Source organism: Pseudomonas sp. NPDC087342 (assembly GCF_044744265.1).
Classification (GTDB): domain Bacteria; phylum Pseudomonadota; class Gammaproteobacteria; order Pseudomonadales; family Pseudomonadaceae; genus Aquipseudomonas; species Aquipseudomonas nunensis.
Map to the genome: position 1 here is coordinate 71,307 of NZ_JBIUXZ010000025.1, position 17,908 is coordinate 89,214.

Annotated in this window: 18 protein-coding genes; 16 read left to right on the plus strand and 2 right to left on the minus strand. The window is 61.8% G+C overall.

The features are described from left to right. Positions 1-133: 133 nt before the first annotated feature. The 4 genes from ACIOYV_RS28615 (at position 134) to ACIOYV_RS28630 (ending at position 3,301) form a co-directional block, all read left to right on the plus strand. Complete coding sequence (locus ACIOYV_RS28615) at positions 134-793, plus strand: transglutaminase family protein (protein WP_401329176.1); 660 nt, start codon at positions 134-136, stop codon at positions 791-793. A 43-nt stretch (positions 794-836) separates the two neighbouring features. Then, the gene (locus tag ACIOYV_RS28620) at positions 837-1,460 is read left to right on the plus strand and encodes a glutathione S-transferase family protein (RefSeq protein WP_401329179.1); all 624 of its coding nucleotides are present in this window, start codon (positions 837-839) and stop codon (positions 1,458-1,460) included. Between the two features lie 132 nt (positions 1,461-1,592). Further along, on the plus strand, positions 1,593-2,525 hold the full coding sequence (locus ACIOYV_RS28625; RefSeq protein WP_054051734.1) for an ABC transporter ATP-binding protein: 933 nt from the start codon (positions 1,593-1,595) through the stop codon (positions 2,523-2,525). Continuing rightward, positions 2,522-3,301, plus strand: a complete 780-nt coding sequence (locus ACIOYV_RS28630; RefSeq protein WP_054051736.1) for an ABC transporter permease — start codon at positions 2,522-2,524, stop codon at positions 3,299-3,301. Before ACIOYV_RS28625 ends, ACIOYV_RS28630 begins: the two co-directional genes overlap by 4 nt. A gap of 111 nt (positions 3,302-3,412) precedes the next feature. On the opposite strand, the gene ACIOYV_RS28635 is transcribed toward ACIOYV_RS28630, so the two are convergent. Beyond that, positions 3,413-3,928, minus strand: a complete 516-nt coding sequence (locus ACIOYV_RS28635) for a DUF2062 domain-containing protein (RefSeq protein WP_163913001.1) — start codon at positions 3,926-3,928, stop codon at positions 3,413-3,415. Between the two features lie 136 nt (positions 3,929-4,064). On the opposite strand from ACIOYV_RS28635, the gene ACIOYV_RS28640 reads away from it, so the two are divergent. The 12 genes from ACIOYV_RS28640 to ACIOYV_RS28695 all read left to right on the plus strand — a co-directional run bounded on the left by ACIOYV_RS28640 (position 4,065) and on the right by ACIOYV_RS28695 (position 15,531). Further along, positions 4,065-6,299, plus strand: a complete 2,235-nt coding sequence (locus ACIOYV_RS28640) for a DNA internalization-related competence protein ComEC/Rec2 (RefSeq protein ID WP_401329184.1) — start codon at positions 4,065-4,067, stop codon at positions 6,297-6,299. A gap of 86 nt (positions 6,300-6,385) precedes the next feature. Then, positions 6,386-7,024, plus strand: coding sequence for a MotA/TolQ/ExbB proton channel family protein (locus ACIOYV_RS28645; RefSeq protein ID WP_054051742.1), 639 nt, complete (start codon positions 6,386-6,388; stop codon positions 7,022-7,024). Beyond that, positions 7,021-7,449, plus strand: coding sequence for a biopolymer transporter ExbD (locus ACIOYV_RS28650; RefSeq protein ID WP_054051743.1), 429 nt, complete (start codon positions 7,021-7,023; stop codon positions 7,447-7,449). Before ACIOYV_RS28645 ends, ACIOYV_RS28650 begins: the two co-directional genes overlap by 4 nt. Further along, positions 7,449-8,459, plus strand: coding sequence for a tetraacyldisaccharide 4'-kinase (gene lpxK, locus ACIOYV_RS28655; RefSeq protein ID WP_401329189.1), 1,011 nt, complete (start codon positions 7,449-7,451; stop codon positions 8,457-8,459). Before ACIOYV_RS28650 ends, lpxK begins: the two co-directional genes overlap by 1 nt. A 25-nt stretch (positions 8,460-8,484) precedes the next feature. After that, entirely contained in the window at positions 8,485-8,670 is a 186-nt protein-coding gene (locus ACIOYV_RS28660) for a Trm112 family protein (RefSeq protein ID WP_007945752.1), read from the plus strand. Then, a complete protein-coding gene (gene kdsB, locus ACIOYV_RS28665) occupies positions 8,667-9,431 on the plus strand; it encodes a 3-deoxy-manno-octulosonate cytidylyltransferase (RefSeq protein WP_401329192.1) in 765 nt (254 codons plus the stop codon). Before ACIOYV_RS28660 ends, kdsB begins: the two co-directional genes overlap by 4 nt. Further along, on the plus strand, positions 9,431-9,895 hold the full coding sequence (locus tag ACIOYV_RS28670; RefSeq protein WP_054613853.1) for a low molecular weight protein-tyrosine-phosphatase: 465 nt from the start codon (positions 9,431-9,433) through the stop codon (positions 9,893-9,895). The genes kdsB and ACIOYV_RS28670 overlap by 1 nt, the downstream gene beginning before the upstream one ends. Next, positions 9,892-10,911, plus strand: coding sequence for a UDP-N-acetylmuramate dehydrogenase (gene murB, locus ACIOYV_RS28675; protein WP_401329195.1), 1,020 nt, complete (start codon positions 9,892-9,894; stop codon positions 10,909-10,911). Before ACIOYV_RS28670 ends, murB begins: the two co-directional genes overlap by 4 nt. A gap of 246 nt (positions 10,912-11,157) precedes the next feature. Beyond that, the gene (locus ACIOYV_RS28680) at positions 11,158-11,628 is read left to right on the plus strand and encodes a (2Fe-2S)-binding protein (protein WP_054051753.1); all 471 of its coding nucleotides are present in this window, start codon (positions 11,158-11,160) and stop codon (positions 11,626-11,628) included. After that, a complete protein-coding gene (locus ACIOYV_RS28685) occupies positions 11,625-13,955 on the plus strand; it encodes a molybdopterin cofactor-binding domain-containing protein (RefSeq protein WP_401329198.1) in 2,331 nt (776 codons plus the stop codon). Before ACIOYV_RS28680 ends, ACIOYV_RS28685 begins: the two co-directional genes overlap by 4 nt. Continuing rightward, positions 13,955-14,938 carry an XdhC family protein gene (locus ACIOYV_RS28690; protein ID WP_401329201.1) on the plus strand — a complete coding sequence of 328 codons (984 nt, stop codon included), beginning with the start codon at positions 13,955-13,957 and terminating at the stop codon, positions 14,936-14,938. Before ACIOYV_RS28685 ends, ACIOYV_RS28690 begins: the two co-directional genes overlap by 1 nt. Then, positions 14,935-15,531 carry an NTP transferase domain-containing protein gene (locus ACIOYV_RS28695; protein ID WP_401329204.1) on the plus strand — a complete coding sequence of 199 codons (597 nt, stop codon included), beginning with the start codon at positions 14,935-14,937 and terminating at the stop codon, positions 15,529-15,531. The genes ACIOYV_RS28690 and ACIOYV_RS28695 overlap by 4 nt, the downstream gene beginning before the upstream one ends. Positions 15,532-15,706: 175 nt before the next feature. Here the strand turns inward: ACIOYV_RS28695 and ACIOYV_RS28700 are convergent. Next, on the minus strand, positions 15,707-17,908 hold a 2,202-nt coding region (locus ACIOYV_RS28700), incomplete at its 5' end, for a ribonuclease E (protein ID WP_401329207.1).

Genomic DNA, 17,908 nt, shown 5'->3' on the forward strand with positions numbered 1-17,908 from the left:
TAAGACCTGTTGGCATCAGGCCTCGGAAATCGTTCGCAAGGTGAGCGGCAAAGCGCCCATGTTTGGCCGAATCGTCGTTATCTCTGTGCTGAAGGTGTCGTTAGACTCGAGGCTCCCCCAGGAGATCGCCCTCATGCACGAGTATCTGAATCCCGGCCGCTTCATCGATAGTGACCACCCTGCGGTGGTGGAGTTCGCCGAAAAACATCGCGGTGTCAGTCTCGATCCGCGCGAGCAGGCGATCAATCTGTATTACGCGGTGCGTGAGGCCGTGCGCTACAACCCTTACACCTTCAGCCGCGACCCAGACACCTTGCGTGGCAGTTATGCACTGGCGGCCGGCGAAAGTTATTGTGTGCCCAAGGCCACGTTGCTGGCGGCATGTGCCCGGCATTGCGGGATTGCCGCGCGCATTGGTCTGGCGGACGTGCGCAATCACCTGTCGACCCCGCGCCTGCTGGAACTGCTCAGGAGTGACGTGTTCGCTATGCACGGTTATACCGAGCTGTACCTGAACGAACGCTGGGTCAAGGCCACTCCGGCGTTCAATCAAGGTTTGTGCGAATTGTTCAATGTCGCGCCGCTGGAGTTCGATGGGCTGAACGACAGCGTTTTCCATCCCTTCAACCGCGACGGCGAGCAACTGATGGAATATCTGGTGGACCATGGCCAGTTTCCTGATGTGCCTGAAACGTTCTTTTTCGAACACCTGGAAAAATGCTATCCGCATCTGTTCGGCGAGCAACTGCCCGTGTTGTTGGGGGACATGCAGAGTGATTTGAGTCGCGCCTGATCCGGCGTATGCTGCCTGCGCATTCATCCAAGAAGAGGCAGTCATGCTGAAGATATGGGGTCGGAAAAACTCGTCGAATGTCAGGAAACCACTGTGGGCCGCCGAGGAACTGGGCCTGGCCTATGAAGCCATCGATGCCGGTGGCGCGTTCGGCGTGGTGGACACGCCGGAATACCGTGCGATGAATCCGAATGGCCGCGTGCCGGTGATTCAGGACGACGGCTTCGTGCTGTGGGAATCCAACGCCATCGTGCGTTACCTGATGGCTCGCCACGCCAGCGACACGGCCTGGTATCCGCGCGACCTCCAGGCCCGAGCGTCTGCCGATAAGTGGATGGACTGGACCTCCTCAAGTTTTGCCAGCCCGTTCCGCACGGTGTTCTGGGGCGTGGTGCGCACCCCGAAAGAGCAGCAGGACTGGACCGCTATCAATGCGGCGATCAAAGAATGCGATGGTCTGCTGTCGATGGCCGATCAGGCACTGGCGCTGAAACCGTACCTGTCCGGCGATGAAATCGGCATGGGTGACATTCCCTTGGGTAGCTTCATTTATGCCTGGTTCGAGATGCCGATCGAGCGTGCGCCGCAACCGCATCTGCAAGCCTGGTACGCGCGATTGAAACAGCGTCCGGCGTATCAAAAAGCGGTCATGACCGCGTTGACTTAATACTCACTATCGACACACTTGACTGTACTTGTGTGGCGGCGACAAGCACCATTGCCCTCATGCGCCGTGGTTGTATTGATCGCCGCCCGCCCTTATTTATTCCTTTCCTCCCTTCTTGGTGCGTATCCCGATATGAGTTCCGCTCTGTCCATCCGGCAGCTAACCAAAACCTACGGCAACGGTTTCCAGGCCCTGAGTGGTATTGATCTGGATGTCGCCGAAGGTGACTTTTTCGCCTTGCTCGGCCCTAACGGCGCCGGCAAATCCACGACCATCGGCATTCTCTCGACCCTGGTGAACAAGACCACGGGCACGGTGAATATCTTCGGCCATGACCTGGACAAGAATCCTGCGCAGCTCAAGCGCTCCATTGGCGTGGTGCCGCAGGAATTCAACTTCAACCAGTTTGAAAAGACTTTCGACATCGTCGTGACCCAGGCTGGTTATTACGGCATCCCGCCGAAAATCGCCAAGGAACGCGCCGAGCAATACCTGACGCAACTGGGCCTTTGGGACAAACGCGATGTGCCGTCTCGCTCACTGTCCGGCGGCATGAAGCGTCGCCTGATGATCGCCCGCGCTCTGGTTCACGAACCGCGCCTGTTGATCCTCGACGAACCGACGGCGGGGGTGGACATCGAATTGCGTCGCTCGATGTGGACCTTCCTCACCGAGCTGAATCAGAAAGGCATCACCATCATCCTCACCACGCACTATCTGGAAGAGGCTGAACAGTTGTGCCGCAACATCGGGATCATCGACCACGGCACCATCGTCGAGAACACCAGCATGAAGCAGTTGCTCAGCCAACTGCATGTGGAAACCTTCCTGCTCGACACCAAGAACACGCTCAACGTGGTGCCGCAGTTACTCGGTTACCCGACCCGGCTGATCGACGGTCACACCCTGGAAGTCCAGGTGGACAAGGCCATGGGCATCACCGCGCTGTTTACCCAGTTGGCGCAGCAGAACATCGAAGTGCTGAGCCTGCGTAACAAAACCAATCGCCTCGAGGAGTTGTTCGTGTCCCTGGTGGAGAAAAATCTGTCGAAGGTGGCGGTATGAGTTCCGAGCTGCAACCCAACCTCGTTGCCCTCAACACCATCGTTTACCGCGAGGTGAAGCGCTTTACCCGGATCTGGCCGCAAACCCTGCTGCCGCCGGCGATCACAATGGTTTTGTACTTCGTGATCTTCGGCAACCTGATTGGCAAGCAGATTGGCGGCATGGGTGGCTTCACCTACATGGAGTACATCGTGCCGGGGCTGATCATGATGTCGGTGATCACCAACTCTTACGGCAACGTGGTGTCGAGCTTCTTCGGCAGCAAGTTCCAGCGTTCCATCGAGGAATTGATGGTCTCGCCGGTGTCGCCGCATACGATTCTGATCGGCTACACCCTGGGCGGCGTGCTGCGCGGGCTGATGGTCGGGGTCATCGTGACGATCCTGTCGCTGTTCTTCACCGATTTGCAGGTGCATCACCTGGGCGTGACCATTTTGGTGGTGGTGCTGACGGCGACGATCTTCTCGTTGCTGGGCTTCATCAACGCAGTGTTTGCGCGCAACTTCGATGACATCTCGATCATCCCGACCTTCGTGCTGACACCGCTGACGTACCTGGGCGGGGTGTTCTACTCGATCTCGTTGCTGCCTCCGTTCTGGCAGACCGTGTCCCTGGCCAACCCGGTGCTGCACATGGTCAACGCCTTCCGTTACGGCATCCTTGGCGTTTCGGACATCAAGATCAGCGTGGCGATTACCTTCATGCTGGTGGCGACCGTCGCGTTGTACATCGGTTGTGCGCGGTTGCTGGTGAGTGGGCGCGGGATGCGTACCTGATTCGGGACCGCGTCGACCCCTTCGCGGGCAAGCCTCGCTCCTACAGCGAAGACGCCAGCCCAGACATCGCATAAAAAAACGGCCTCCAAAATTGGAGGCCGTTTTGCATTCTCACATCCGGTTCTTCTTGCGCCGCGCCCATTGCCGCGCCACCCACCAACGCCAATACATCATCGTCAGGCAATAGGCGAGGGCGCCCAACACCAGTCCCACCACCACCGACCCCAGCAAAAATGGCTGCCACAAGGTCGAGAGTTCGCCGCTTATCCACTCCCAGGTCAGTTCGTCGGGCAGATGTCGGGCGGGCACATCCATCAGCCAGGCGCCGGTCTGGTAAGTACAGAAGAACACGGCGGGCATGGTGATCGGGTTGGTCAGCCAGACCAGGCTCACCGCGATCGGCATGTTGCCGCGCACCATGATCGCGAGCACCGCAGCCACCAGCATTTGCAGCGGAATCGGCAGAAACGCCGCGAACAGGCCGACGGCCATCGCCCGGGCTACCGAGTGGCGGTTGAGGTGCCAAAGGTTCGGGTCATGCAGCAGGGTGCCGAGAAAGCGTAAGGATTTGTGTTCCTTGATGCTGGTCGGGTCTGGCATGTAGCGTTTGAATAAGCGCCGGGGCATAAGGCTTCTCGGTCGGTTCAGGCGGCAAGTATGTCTGGATTCTATTAGCGACCCATTCAGACTTTGTGACAATTGATAACGACGTCCGTGCGCCGGGTCGTCTATGCCTAACGAGGGAACTCTCAAGGACGGGCTTATGCGCACAGGGATGGTGGCGCTGGCGCTCGGGTTATTGGCGTTGCGTTTTTTACCGGTGTTACCGCCGGTCTGGTTATGGTTGTTGCTGCCGGTGGTGGGTTTGATGTTGCTGCCCTTTCCCACGTATCCGTTGGCATTTTTTCTGTTTGGCTTCAGTTGGGCCTGTGGACAGGCGCAATCGGCGCTGGACGATCGACTGCCAGCGAATCTGGACGGTGAAACCCGCTGGGTCGAAGGTCGAGTGGTGGGTTTGCCGCAGAGCAGCGAGAAAGTGCTGCGTTTCGAATTGGCAGACGCGCGTTCGCGACACGGATCTGTGCCGCCGCTGATGCGCCTGGCCTGGTACGGCGGGCCGCCGGTCAATAGCGGCGAACGCTGGCGGATGGCGGTGAAGTTGAAGCGCCCGACCGGCCTGCTCAATCCCCACGCTTTCGATTACGACGCCTGGCTGCTGGCACAAGGCATCGGCGCGACCGGCACGGTCAAGGATGGCCAGCGCCTGTCATCCGCCCGCTGGGCCTGGCGCGACGGTATTCGCCAGCGTTTGCTAAGTGTCGATGCCCAAGGGCGAGCCGGAGCGCTGGCGGCGTTGGTGCTGGGCGATGGCGCCGGGTTGAGTCGCGAGGACTGGCAGGTGCTGCAAGACACCGGCACCGTGCACCTGCTGGTGATTTCCGGACAGCACATCGGTTTGCTCGCGGGGTTGGTGTATTTGCTGATCGCAGGGCTCGCCCGATATGGCCTGTGGCCGGTGCGTTGGCCCTGGTTGCCGTGGGCGTGTGGGCTGGCGTTCGCGGCGGCGCTCGGTTATGGGCTGCTGGCGGGTTTTGAAGTGCCGGTGCGGCGGGCCTGCGTGATGATTGGCCTGGTGCTGTTGTGGCGGCTGCGCTTTCGTCATCTCGGCGCGTGGTGGCCGTTGTTGCTGGCGCTGGATGGCGTCTTGTTGTTGGAACCACTCGCAAGCCTGCAACCTGGATTCTGGCTGTCCTTTGCGGCGGTGGCGGTGTTGATCTTCACTTTTGGCGGTCGGCTGGGCCCTTGGCGTTGGTGGCAAACCTGGACCCGCGCCCAATGGCTGATTGCAATCGGCCTGTGCCCGCTGCTGCTGATGCTGGGGTTGCCCATCAGTGTCAGCGGGCCGCTGGTCAATCTGCTCGCGGTGCCGTGGATCAGTCTGGTGGTCTTGCCGCCAGCCTTGCTCGGAACAGTGCTGTTGCCCCTGCCTTACGTGGGGGAAGGGTTGTTGTGGTTGGCCGGCGGGCTGATCGACCTGCTGTTCAAGGGCCTGGCACTCATGGCGAATCAATTGCCCGCGTGGGTCCCGGTGGCAGTGCCGCCATGGATCGGGGCTATCGGCGCATTGGGCGCCTTTCTTCTATTAATGCCGAGAGGCGTTCCGTTGCGTCCGTTGGGCTGGCCGATGTTGCTGCTTTTGGCATTTCCCCCGCGCGAAGAGCTGCCCGAAGGCCGGGCCGAGATCTGGCAACTGGATGTCGGCCAGGGTTTGGCAATCCTGGTGCGTACTCGCCAGCACACACTGCTGTATGACGCCGGCCCGCGGTTCGGTGATTTTGACCTGGGTGAACGGGTGGTGCTGCCGGCACTGCGCAAACTCGGCGTGAACGGAGTCGATCTGATGCTGCTCAGTCACGCCGATGCCGACCACGCTGGTGGTGCGCGGGCTGTCTCACAGGGGCTGAAAGTAGCGCGGGTGATCAGTGGCGATCCGCTGGCGCTCCCAACAGAGTTACAGGCCGAGGGCTGCGAAAGTGGCCAGCAATGGACCTGGGATGGAGTGACCTTCCGGCTCTGGCAATGGTCAGCAGCCAGCGAAAGCAATCAGAAATCCTGCGTCCTGCAAATCGAAGCCAATGGTGAACGCCTGCTGCTGACCGGCGACATCGATACCCACGCCGAACGTGCGCTCCTGGACAGCCCGTTGGCGGTGCCCACCGATTGGCTTGCGGCGCCACACCACGGCAGTCGCAGTTCGTCATCCATGGCACTGCTCAGCACGCTGCAACCCAAAGCGGTGCTGATCTCGCGCGGCCACGGCAACTCCTTCGGGCATCCCCATCCCACGGTCATGGCGCGGTATCGCAAACGGGGCTTGCACATCTATGACAGCGCCGAGCACGGCGCCGTCCGTCTGCAACTGGGCAGCTTCAAGCCACCGCGAACGATGCGTCAACAACGGCGCTTCTGGCGTGATGTGCCTGCGCTGAATAAATAACCGGCCGGACGGGATGCGACATCGCGGTCTTCGGTGCGCCGACCCCCTATGTTAGAGTGGCGCACTTTTTCGAGGGGACTGTCACTGTGTGGGAATTGGTCAAATCCGGCGGCTGGATGATGCTGCCGATCATTTTGAGTTCCATCGTGGCCATGGCGATCGTCGCCGAGCGTCTGTGGACCCTGCGTGCCAGCCGAGTCACCCCGGAGCATTTGCTCGGGCAAGTCTGGGTCTGGATCAAAGACAAACAGCTCAATAAAGAAAAACTCAAGGAACTGCGCGCCAACTCGCCGTTGGGCGAAATCCTCGCGGCAGGCCTGGCCAACTCCAAGCATGGTCGCGAGATCATGAAAGAGTGCATCGAAGAGGCCGCTGCCCGGGTCATCCACGAACTGGAGCGTTACATCAACGCCCTGGGCACCATCGCCGCCATGGCCCCGTTGCTCGGGTTGCTGGGGACGGTGCTGGGCATGATCGATATCTTCAGCTCGTTCATGGGCACGGGCATGACCACCAACGCGGCCGTGCTGGCCGGCGGTATTTCCAAAGCCTTGATCACCACGGCTTCGGGCCTGATCGTCGGTATCCCGTCGGTATTCTTCCACCGGTTCCTGCAACGGCGCATTGATGAGCTGGTGGTGGGGATGGAGCAGGAAGCCATCAAGCTGGTTGAGGTGGTGCAGGGTGACCGTGACGTGGACCTGTCCGAGGGCAAAAAAGCGTGAAATTCCGCCGCAAGCAACGGGAGAATGTGGACATCAACCTCGTGTCGCTGATCGACGTGGTGTTTGTCCTGCTGCTGTTTTTCGTTGTGACCACTACCTTCACCCGCGAAACCCAATTGCGCGTCGAACTGCCGGAAGCGGTCAGCGGTTCGCCGGCTGAAGACCAGCAGGTCAAGCAACTGGACATCGCCATCAACGCCGAAGGGGTGTTTTCGGTCAACAATCAGTTGTTGCCGAAGAATGACCTGAGCAGCCTGATGGACGCGTTGCAGAAAGAATCCAACGGCGACACCAACCTGCCGCTGTCCATCACCGCCGACGGCAAGACCCAGCATCAATCCGTCATCACCGCCATGGACGCCGCCGGCAAGCTCGGTTTCAGCCATCTGCGCATGACCACCGTCGAGGCAGCGCCGACGCACTGATGGCCATGTCCGATCGATTGCTCGCCGCGTGGTATGCCGGTCATCCGGCCCTGAAGCTGTTGCAGCCGCTGGAATGGCTGTATCGGCGGGTGGTCATCGGCAAGCGCAATCGCTTTCTCGCGGGTGAGGGTGAGATCTATCAGCCACCGGTGCCGCTGGTCGTGGTCGGCAATATCACCGTCGGCGGCACCGGCAAGACGCCGATGATCCTGTGGATGATCGAGCATTGCCAGCGCAGTGGTTTGCGGGTCGGCGTTGTCAGTCGTGGTTATGGCGCCAAGCCGCCGCAACTGCCGTGGCGGGTCGAGGCCGATCAAGGCGCCGACATTGCTGGCGACGAGCCGTTGCTGATCGTGCAGCGCACCGGCGTGCCCTTGATGATCGACCCGGACCGCAGCAGTGCGGTCAAAGCCCTGCTGGCCAGTGAACCGCTGGACCTGATCCTGTCCGACGACGGCATGCAGCATTATCGATTGGCCCGGGACCTGGAGCTGGTGCTCATCGACGCGGCCCGTGGCCTGGGCAATAAACGTTGCCTGCCCGCCGGGCCGTTGCGCGAACCGATCGAGCGTCTGCAAAGTGTCGATGCCGTGCTCTACAACGGCGCGGCCCATGACAGCGACGACGGTTTTGCCTTTCAACTGCAACCCACCGCCCTGATCAATCTGAAAAGCGGCGAACGCAAGTCGTTCGAGCATTTCCCCCCAGGCCAGGCGCTGCACGCGGTGGCCGGGATCGGCAATCCCCAGCGTTTCTTCAACACCCTCGAAACGCTACACTGGCAGCCGATCCCCCATGGGTTTGCCGACCACGCCGAATACAGCGTGCAGGCCTTGAATTTCACACCGTCATTGCCGTTGGTGATGACCGAAAAGGATGCGGTGAAGTGCCGTACCTTTGCCGCTGCCGACTGGTGGTACCTGGCAGTCGATGCTGTGCCTTCGCCGGCCTTCGTGGCCTGGTTCGATACGCAGCTGATGCGCCTGTTGCCGAATCGTCTTTTGCCTTAAAACCGTTTTTATCCAGGGAATGCTCATGGACACCAAATTGCTCGATATCCTCGCTTGCCCGGTCTGCAAAGGCCCGCTCAAGCTCAGTGCCGACAAGACCGAGCTGATCAGCAAGGGCGCCGGCCTGGCGTACCCGATTCGCGACGGCATCCCGGTAATGCTCGAAACCGAAGCGCGCACCCTGACTACCGACGAGCGCCTGGATAAATGACCACAGCCTTTACCGTTGTGATTCCATCGCGTTACGCCTCCACCCGCCTGCCGGGCAAACCGCTGCTGCTGATCGCCGGCAAGCCGATGATCCAGCACGTCTGGGAACAGGCGAGCAAAAGCAGCGCCCAGCGCGTGGTGGTCGCCACGGACGACGCACGCATCGTCGAGGCCTGCAAAGGCTTTGGCGCCGAAGTGGTGCTGACCCGTGAAGACCATAATTCCGGCACCGACCGGTTGGCCGAAGTGGCGACGAAACTCGGCCTGGCGGACGACGCGATCGTGGTCAACGTCCAGGGTGACGAGCCGCTGATCCCGCCGAGCGTGATCGATCAGGTCGCCGCCAACCTGGCCGCCCACACCGAAGCGCGCATGGCCACGTTGGCCGAGCCGATCGAGGATGTGGAAACCCTGTTCAATCCCAACGTGGTCAAGGTCGTCAGCGACCTCAATGGCCTGGCGCTGACCTTCAGCCGCGCCACGCTGCCATGGGCCCGGGACGCATTTGCCAAGACTCGCGAGCAAATGCCGCAAGGCGTGCCGTATCGTCGCCATATCGGCATTTATGCCTACCGCGCAGGTTTCCTGCATGACTTCGTCAGCTGGGGCCCGTGCTGGCTGGAAAACACCGAATCCCTGGAACAACTGCGCGCCCTGTGGCATGGCGTGCGGATTCACGTTGCCGATGCGTTGATCGCACCGCCGACCGGCGTCGATACCGTCGAAGACCTCGAGCGCGTTCGTCGCCTGCTGGAGGCCTGATGCGGGTTTTGTTCGTCTGCCTGGGCAACATCTGCCGTTCGCCCACGGCCGAAGGCGTGTTGCGGCATAAATTGCGTGAGGCCGGTCTGGCCGATCAAGTCGAAGTGGCCTCCGCCGGCACCGGTGACTGGCACGTCGGCAAGGCCCCGGACAAGCGCAGCCAGGCCGCGGCCAAACTGCGCGGTTACGACCTGTCGGCCCAGCGTGCCCAACAAGTCAGCCGTGCGGATTTCGCCACGTATGACCTGATCCTGGCCATGGACAACAGCAACCTGCGCAACCTCAAGGCCCTGCAACCGGCCAAGGGCAAGGCTGAGCTGGACCTGTTCCTGCGTCGCTATCAGTCGGAAATCGATGAAGTGCCGGACCCGTACTACGACGGCGACCAAGGCTTTGAGCAAGTGTTGGATTTGATCGAGCGCGCCAGTGATTTACTGGTGATCGAGTTGAAGGGACGGTTATGAGTTTGCAGGTCCACCCCGGGGTTTCCCTCAAGCCGTTCAACAGTTTTGGCGTGGACGTTCGAGCGCAGCTGTTTGCCGAAGCCCATAACGACACCGAGGTCCGTGAAGCACTGGCTTATGCCGCTTCGAACGCGGTGCCGCTGTTGGTGATCGGTGGCGGCAGCAACTTGCTGCTGACTGCGGATATCCAGGCGTTGGTGCTGCGCATGGCCACGCGTGGCATTCGTGTTTTGAGCGATGATGGCAGTCAGGTGGTGATCGAAGCCGAGGCCGGCGAGCCTTGGCATCCGTTCGTGCAACACACCTTGGCCCAAGGCTTGTCGGGGCTGGAAAACCTCAGCTTGATTCCAGGCACTGTTGGCGCGGCACCGATGCAGAACATCGGCGCGTATGGCGTTGAGATCAAGGACGTATTCGCCGGCCTCACCGCGCTGGATCGCCAGACCGGCGAGCTGCGGGATTTCGGCCTGGAAGAATGCAACTTCGCCTACCGCGATAGCCTGTTCAAACAGCAGCCGGGGCGTTGGTTGATCCTGCGGGTCCGCTTCACCCTGAATCGCACTGCGCACCTGCATCTGGAATACGGCCCGGTGCGCCAGCGCCTGACCGAGCAGGGCATCGACCACCCGACGCCGACCGATGTCAGCCAGGCGATTTGCAGCATCCGCAGCGAAAAACTCCCGGACCCGGCCGTGCTTGGCAATGCCGGCAGCTTCTTCAAGAACCCGTTGGTGCCAGCGGCGCTGGTGACTCGGCTCAAGCTTGAATACCCGGATCTGGTGGCCTACGCGCAAGCCGACGGGCAAATGAAACTGGCGGCGGGCTGGTTGATCGAGAAGGCTGGCTGGAAAGGTTTCCGTGAGGCTGATGCTGGCGTGCATAAATTGCAGGCACTGGTGCTGGTCAACTACGGCGGCGCGACCGGTTTGCAGTTACTGGATTTGGCGCAACGGATCCAGAAAGACATTGCGCAACGCTTCAGCGTCGAGCTGGAAATGGAACCCAATCGATATTGAAGCTACGCTTTAAACAGGCGAATTTCGAAGCCCTGCACAACTTCAATTGTGCAGGGCTTTTTTGTTAATGCTGGGTTAACTTAGCCACCTAACGATGCAAGCATTTGCTCCACCAAAGGCCCGACGCAGACATTGCCGTCCGCGTAAGAGAGCCGATTAGCCTGAGCCGATCTGCGTGAACCCACCGCTACCCCCTGGCGGCAGATTGCTCGACCCCATAACCGAAACAACTATGCGGGCGTGCCCATGATTACCCTCAAACTCAATGGCCAAGACCATCAACTCGACGTGACCGAGGATATGCCGCTGCTCTGGGCGATCCGCGACGTGGCCGGTTACAACGGTACTAAATTCGGCTGTGGCATGGGCCTGTGCGGCGCGTGCACCATCCATATCGACGGTTTGCCGGCGCGCAGTTGCATCACGCCGATTGGTTCGGTGGTCGGCCAGGACGTGCGCACCATCGACAATCTGCACGCCGACCCGGTCGGGCAAATCGTCCAGCAAGCCTGGCTCGACACCGCCGTGGCCCAGTGCGGTTTCTGCCAGGGCGGGCAGATCATGTCCGCCACTGCGTTGCTCAAGACCAATCCCAACCCGAGCGACGAGCAAATCGAAGAGGCGATGGTCGGCAACATCTGCCGTTGCGGTACTTACAACCGCATCAAGACCGCCATCCGCCAGGCCTCCACTCATCTGAAGGAGGCCAAGGCATGAGCCAGCTCCCGAATGATTTCGCCCTGAGCAATCTGAGCAACCTCAGCCGTCGCGGTTTTCTCAAAGGCGTCGGCGCCACCAGTGCGCTGGTAATCGCCGCGAGTTGGGGCTGGCAAGACGCTTTCGCTGAAGACAAACCGAAGAAATTCGGCGCCGATGGCATGCCCAATGGCTGGGTCGACGATCCGAAGGTCTACGTCAGCATCGCTGCCGACGGCACGGTGACCGTGGTGTGCAACCGTTCGGAAATGGGCCAGGGCGTGCGCACCAGCCTGAGCATGGTGGTGGCCGATGAACTGGACGCCGACTGGGCGCTGGTCAAAGTGCAACAGGCGCCGGGTGACGAAGTGCGCTTCGGTAACCAGGACACCGACGGTTCGCGCAGCATGCGTCATTGGTACGAGCCGATGCGGCGTTGCGGTGCCGCCGCGCGGACCATGCTGGAACAGGCTGCGGCCGAGCAGTGGAAAGTGCCGGTCGGTGAGTGCCGCGCGCAACTGCACAAAGTAATTCACCAACCGACCAAGCGTGAACTCGGTTACGGCGAACTCGCCGCCGCAGCCAGTGCGCTGGCGGTGCCGGCCCGTGACAGCCTGCGGCTCAAGCAGCCGTCGGAATTTCGCTACATCGGCAAGGAAGGCGTGCGCGCCATCGACGGTGCCGACATCGTCAACGGTCGTGCGGTCTACGGCGCGGATGTGCATTTCGACGGCATGCTTTACGCGACCATCGCACGTCCTGCGGTGTATGGCGGCAAGGTCAAATCCTTCGATGCCAATGCGGCAATGAAAGTCCCGGGTGTGATCAAGGTCTTGCAGATCGAAAGCCGTCCGCTGCCATCAGAGTTCCAGCCGTTGGGTGGCGTGGCCGTGGTCGCGAGCAACACCTGGGCCGCGATCAAGGGCCGCGAAGCGCTGAACATCGAGTGGGACGACGGCCCCAACGCCAGTTACGACTCGATTGCCTACCGCAAGGAACTGGAAGCGGCCTCGCTCAAACCCGGCAAAGTGGTGCGCAACACCGGCGATATCGACAAGGCCCTGGCCGGCGCCGGCAGCACCCTCGAAGCGTCCTACTATCTGCCGCACCTGGCACAGGCGCCGATGGAACCGATGGTCGCCATCGCTCGCTTTAAGGATGGCGTGTGCGAAGCCTGGGCACCGAGTCAGGCGCCGCAAGTTACCCGTGAGCGGATCGGCGAACGCCTGGGCCTGCCGTTCGATAACGTCACCTTCAACGTGACCTTGCTCGGCGGTGGTTTCGGGCGTAAATCCAAACCGGATTTCGTCATCGAAGCCGCGATCCTCGCCAAGGAATTCCCCGGTAAGGCCGTGCGCGTGCAATGGACCCGTGAAGACGACATCCACTGTTCCTACTTCCACACCGTGTCCGCCGAATACCTGAAGGCCAGCCTCGACAAGGACGGCTTGCCCTCCGGCTGGTTGCACCGCACCGTGGCGCCGAGCATCACCGCGCTGTTCGCCCCGGGGATGAACCACGAGGCGGCGTTCGAGTTGGGCATGGGTTTCACCAATATGGCGTATGCGATCCCCAACGTGCGCCTGGAAAACCCGGAAGCGACAGTCCACACCCGGGTCGGCTGGTATCGCTCGGTGTCGAACATTCCCCACGGCTTCGCGATTCAGACCTTCGTCGATGAATTGGCCCACAAAGCCGGGCAGGATCCGCTGAAGTATCAGATCAAGTTGCTCGGCCCGGACCGTCAGATCGATCCGCGCACCTTGAGTGAAGAGTGGAACTACGGCGAGTCTCCCGAGCGTTATCCGATCGATACCGCCCGCATGCGCACCGTACTGGAAACCGCCGCCAAAGCCGCTGGTTGGGGGCGCACGCTACCCAAGGGCCGAGGCCTGGGGTTGGCGGTGCATTACAGCTTCGTCACCTATGTGGCGGCGGTGATCGAAGTCGAAGTCAAGGACGACGGCACCCTGATCGTGCACAAGGCCGACATCGCCGTGGATTGCGGTCCGCAGATCAATCCCGAGCGGATTCGCTCGCAGTTCGAAGGTGCCTGCGTCATGGGCCTGGGCAACGCGGTGCTCGGCGAAATCAGCTTCAAGGACGGCAAGGTCCAGCAGGACAACTTCCACATGTACGAAGTGGCGCGCATGTCCCTCGCGCCGAAAGAAGTCGCTGTGCATCTGGTCACGCCGCCGGGCGAAGTGCCGTTGGGCGGGGTCGGTGAGCCGGGTGTGCCGCCGATTGCGCCGGCGCTGTGCAACGCGATCTTTGCCGCCACCGGCAAACGTATCCGCAGTCTGCCGGTTCGCTATCAACTGCAGGGCTGGCAGAAGGCGCAGGCCTGATGGACAGCGTCGATCTGAACGTCCTGCGCAGCGTGCTCGACTGGCGTCGCGCCGGTCAGCGGGTGGTGTTGTACAGCGTGGTCCAGACCTGGGGCACCGCGCCCCGGGCACCGGGCGCCATGTTGGCGTTGCGTGAGGACGGCGTAGTGATCGGCTCGGTGTCGGGCGGTTGTGTCGAGGATGATCTGATCGCGCGGCTGCACGATGGCCGGATCCCGGCTGATGGGCCGCCCGTGCAATTGATCACCTACGGCGTCACCCGCGAAGAGGCGGCGCGGTTCGGCTTGCCGTGCGGCGGCACCTTGCGCCTGACTGAAGAGCGAGTCGGTGACCCGGCGTGGGTCGCCGAGTTGCTGGCCCGCTGCGAAGCCCATGAAATCGTCGCCCGTTCGCTGGATCTGACGAGCGGCGAAGTGGTTTTGCAACCGGCGCACAAGACCGATGTGCTGAGTTTTGACGGCAACACCTTGCGCGCGATCTACGGTCCGCGCTGGCGCTTGTTGCTGATCGGTGCCGGGCAACTGTCGCGCTATGTCGCGGAAATGGCGCGACTGCTGGATTTCGAAGTGCTGATCTGCGATCCGCGTACCGAGTTCGTCTACGGTTGGGAAGAACAGCACGGTCGTTTCGTGCCGGGCATGCCCGACGAAGCCGTGTTGAACATCCAGACCGACGAACGCACTGCCATCGTCGCCTTGACCCACGATCCACGGCTGGATGACATGGCGCTGCTGACAGCCCTCGATTCCAGGGCGTTCTACGTCGGCGCACTGGGGTCGCGGGTCAACAGCCTGAAGCGCCGGGACAACCTGGCTCAGCTAGGCTTGTCAGAACAGGCCATCGAGCGGCTGCACGGCCCGATCGGTCTGCACATCGGCAGCCACACCCCGGCGGAAATCGCCTTGTCGTTGCTGGCCGAAATCGTGGCGATCAAGAACGGCGTCGAGCTGAAGCAGAAGAAGCCGTTGCGGGAGGACGTATGAGCGAGCCCATCGGTGTCATCGTGTTGGCGGCGGGGCAGGGCAGCCGCTTTCGACAGGTCGCTGGCGCCGAAAAGGACAAGTTGCTGGCCGACTGCACCGGTCGCGACGGCGCCGTACGCTCGGTGATCGAGCAGGTGTTGGTAAACCTGCCGCCCAGCATTGAGAAGCGCGTGCTGGTCACCACCGAGGATCGCCCCCAGGTGATTCGCATGGCTCAGGCTTACGGTTACGAGATTGTGCTGATCGAGTCCACCGGCATGGGCGACAGCATTGCGGCGGGTGTGGTGGCTTGTTCGCAGCTCGGCGGGTGGCTGATTGTGTTGGGTGATATGCCGTTCATCTTGCCGTCGAGCATCGAGCAAGTAGTCGCGGCGATTGCGGATGATTGCATCAGCGTGCCGGTGCACGCGGGCGAGTTCGGGCATCCGGTGGGTTTCGGCCGGCGCTTTGGGCCGGGGCTGATGGGGTTGTCCGGTGATCGCGGGGCCAAGCCGTTGTTCGCGCAGGCGAGGGTGGTCGAGGTAGCGGTGGACGATCCCGGTGTGTTGTGGGATGTGGATGTGCCCGAGAAGTTGATCTACCCGCCGGCATAGATTCCCTGTGGGAGCGGGCTTGCTCGCGAATGCGGTGGATCAGCCTGCATGAATGTTGAATGTTAAACCGTTTTCGCGAGCAAGCCCGCTCCCACAGGGGATTGCGCTGAGGATCACGAGCATAAAAAAAGCCCCGCCTGGATCACCAGGCGGGGCTTTTTAGTAGCCGATGGAATCAGACGAGGGGTTTAGGCTCGTGTTCTTTTTCCTGGGCTTCTTCGTGTTGCTGTACCGCTTCCTGAACGGAGCGAGGTGCTTCGTCGATCGCGGATTCAACCGGGTCGGCAGCGACTTCAGCGGCCGGGGCAGGAGCTGCCTCGACGACTTCAGCTACAACCGGTGCTGGCTCGGCAACAGCCGGAGCAGCAGCGCCAGCCAGTTCGGCTTCTTTCTGCAGACGCTCGGCTTCACGCTTGCGGCGACGCACTTCACGTGGGTCGTTCGGCGCGCGGCCATTTTCGGTCAGGGCGCTGGCAGGGGCGGCTTCGACCACCGGTGCAGCGACCTGCGCGACAACCGGAGCTTCGACCACTGAAGCAGGTTCGGCAGCGGCAACCACTGGCTCGGAGACCATCGCTTCAACCGCCGGTGCTTCAGCGACTGGCGCTGGAGCTTCGACGACTGGCTCGGCGGCTACTGGCTCGGCAACCCAGTTGAACGCGGTTTGCTCTTCGCGCACTTCGCGGACAGCTTCGGTCACGGTTTCGGTCGATGTTTCGACAACCGATTCTGCGACAACCACTGGCTCGGCGACGAAAGCAGGCTCGGCAGCGGCCTGGAATTCAGGCTGTGCTTCACGAACCGGCGCTACTTCAACTTCCGGAGCGGCTGTTGCTTCTACCGGAGTAGTCGCTTCAACGACCGGCGCTTCTACTGGTGCAGTTTCCTGAACAGTAGCAGTGGCGCGTTCGGCTTGCTCGTGAGCCTGGGCTTCGGCAGGCGCGCTGATCACGGTGCTGGCAACGGCTGCGGTAACAGCCAGGCCGGCGGCCAGATCGGCAGCACTTGGCGCTTCGTTGGTTTCGCTGGCTTCGCTACCGTCGGCGGACTCGGACTCTTCCGAACCTTCGATCACGTTGCCGTTGGCATCACGTTGACGCTCGCGACGGTTGCTGCGACGACGCTGGCCACGGGAGCGGCGGCGTGGACGATCGCCTTCGGCGCCTTCCTGACCGTCTTCCTGTTGCTGCTCTTCGCTGGTCAGCAGTTCTTCTTCAGAGGCGGCAGCCGCTTGTTCGGCACGTGGCTGACGCTCTTCACGCGGTGGGCGTGGCGCGCGTTCTTCACGTGGCTGACGGGCTGGACGCTCTTCAGTGGTCGCGGCAACGGCAACGGCAGCGGCTGGTGCGGCAGGAGCAGCATCCAGTGGCTCGCGCAGTTCACGTACCGGACGCTCTTCGCGGTCGCCACGTGGTTTGCGGTCTTCACGAGGAGCGCGCGGTGCACGTTCTTCACGAGGGGCGCGTGGTGCGCGTTCTTCGCGAGCGACTACCGGGGTAGCGGTGGTCTCTTCACGGGCTTCGCGCGGTGCACGCTCTTCGCGTGGCTCACGTGGTGCGCGTTCTTCACGCGGTGCACGTTCCTCACGAGGCTTGCGCTCTTCATCGCGGCGACCGTTACGGTTGCGGCTCTGTTGACGACCGTTGCGACGCTCTTCGTTACGGGCCGGACGCTCGGTGGTCGCAGGTTTTTCAACCACAACCGGAGCAGCTGGCTCTTCTTTGGTAGCGAACAGGCTGACCAGCGACTTCACCAGGCCTTTGAACAGGCTTGGCTCTGGCGCGGCGACCGGTGCAGGTGCTGGCGCGGCAGCGACGACTTCAGTCGGCACCGGTGCGTTGGCACGGGCCGGTGCAGTCTTGACCGCGGCTTCCTGGCGAACCAGGGTGCGGGTCGCGGCGGCTGGCTGGACTTCTTCCACTTCGGCAGCGGCAGCAGCGATTTCGTAGCTGGACTGGTTGATGTGGGCTTCCGGGCTGTCATCACGCAGACGCTGAACTTCGAAGTGCGGCGTTTCGAGGTGATCGTTCGGCAGAATGACGATGCGAGCGCGGGTGCGCAGTTCGATCTTGGTGATCGAGTTGCGTTTTTCGTTGAGCAGGAACGCGGCCACCGGGATCGGCACTTGTGCGCGAACTTCGGCGGTGCGGTCTTTCAGGGCTTCTTCTTCGATCAGGCGCAGGATCGCCAGCGACAGCGATTCAACGTCGCGGATGATGCCGGTGCCGTTGCAACGCGGGCAAACGATGCCGCTGCTTTCGCCAAGCGATGGACGCAGGCGTTGACGGGACATTTCCAGCAGGCCGAAGCGCGAGATGCGACCGACTTGCACGCGAGCGCGGTCGGCTTCCAGGCATTCGCGGACTTTCTCTTCCAC

Bases quoted from the DNA above. Each gene is read 5' to 3' on its own strand.
- ACIOYV_RS28615 (WP_401329176.1), top strand. From the start codon at position 134: ATGCACGAGTATCTGAATCCCGGCCGCTTCATCGATAGTGACCACCCT.
- ACIOYV_RS28620 (WP_401329179.1), top strand. From the start codon at position 837: ATGCTGAAGATATGGGGTCGGAAAAACTCGTCGAATGTCAGGAAACCA.
- ACIOYV_RS28625 (WP_054051734.1), top strand. From the start codon at position 1,593: ATGAGTTCCGCTCTGTCCATCCGGCAGCTAACCAAAACCTACGGCAAC.
- ACIOYV_RS28630 (WP_054051736.1), top strand. From the start codon at position 2,522: ATGAGTTCCGAGCTGCAACCCAACCTCGTTGCCCTCAACACCATCGTT.
- ACIOYV_RS28635 (WP_163913001.1), bottom strand. From the start codon at position 3,928: ATGCCCCGGCGCTTATTCAAACGCTACATGCCAGACCCGACCAGCATC.
- ACIOYV_RS28640 (WP_401329184.1), top strand. From the start codon at position 4,065: ATGCGCACAGGGATGGTGGCGCTGGCGCTCGGGTTATTGGCGTTGCGT.
- lpxK (WP_401329189.1), top strand. From the start codon at position 7,449: ATGGCCATGTCCGATCGATTGCTCGCCGCGTGGTATGCCGGTCATCCG.
- ACIOYV_RS28660 (WP_007945752.1), top strand. From the start codon at position 8,485: ATGGACACCAAATTGCTCGATATCCTCGCTTGCCCGGTCTGCAAAGGC.
- kdsB (WP_401329192.1), top strand. From the start codon at position 8,667: ATGACCACAGCCTTTACCGTTGTGATTCCATCGCGTTACGCCTCCACC.
- ACIOYV_RS28670 (WP_054613853.1), top strand. From the start codon at position 9,431: ATGCGGGTTTTGTTCGTCTGCCTGGGCAACATCTGCCGTTCGCCCACG.
- murB (WP_401329195.1), top strand. From the start codon at position 9,892: ATGAGTTTGCAGGTCCACCCCGGGGTTTCCCTCAAGCCGTTCAACAGT.
- ACIOYV_RS28680 (WP_054051753.1), top strand. From the start codon at position 11,158: ATGATTACCCTCAAACTCAATGGCCAAGACCATCAACTCGACGTGACC.
- ACIOYV_RS28685 (WP_401329198.1), top strand. From the start codon at position 11,625: ATGAGCCAGCTCCCGAATGATTTCGCCCTGAGCAATCTGAGCAACCTC.
- ACIOYV_RS28690 (WP_401329201.1), top strand. From the start codon at position 13,955: ATGGACAGCGTCGATCTGAACGTCCTGCGCAGCGTGCTCGACTGGCGT.
- ACIOYV_RS28695 (WP_401329204.1), top strand. From the start codon at position 14,935: ATGAGCGAGCCCATCGGTGTCATCGTGTTGGCGGCGGGGCAGGGCAGC.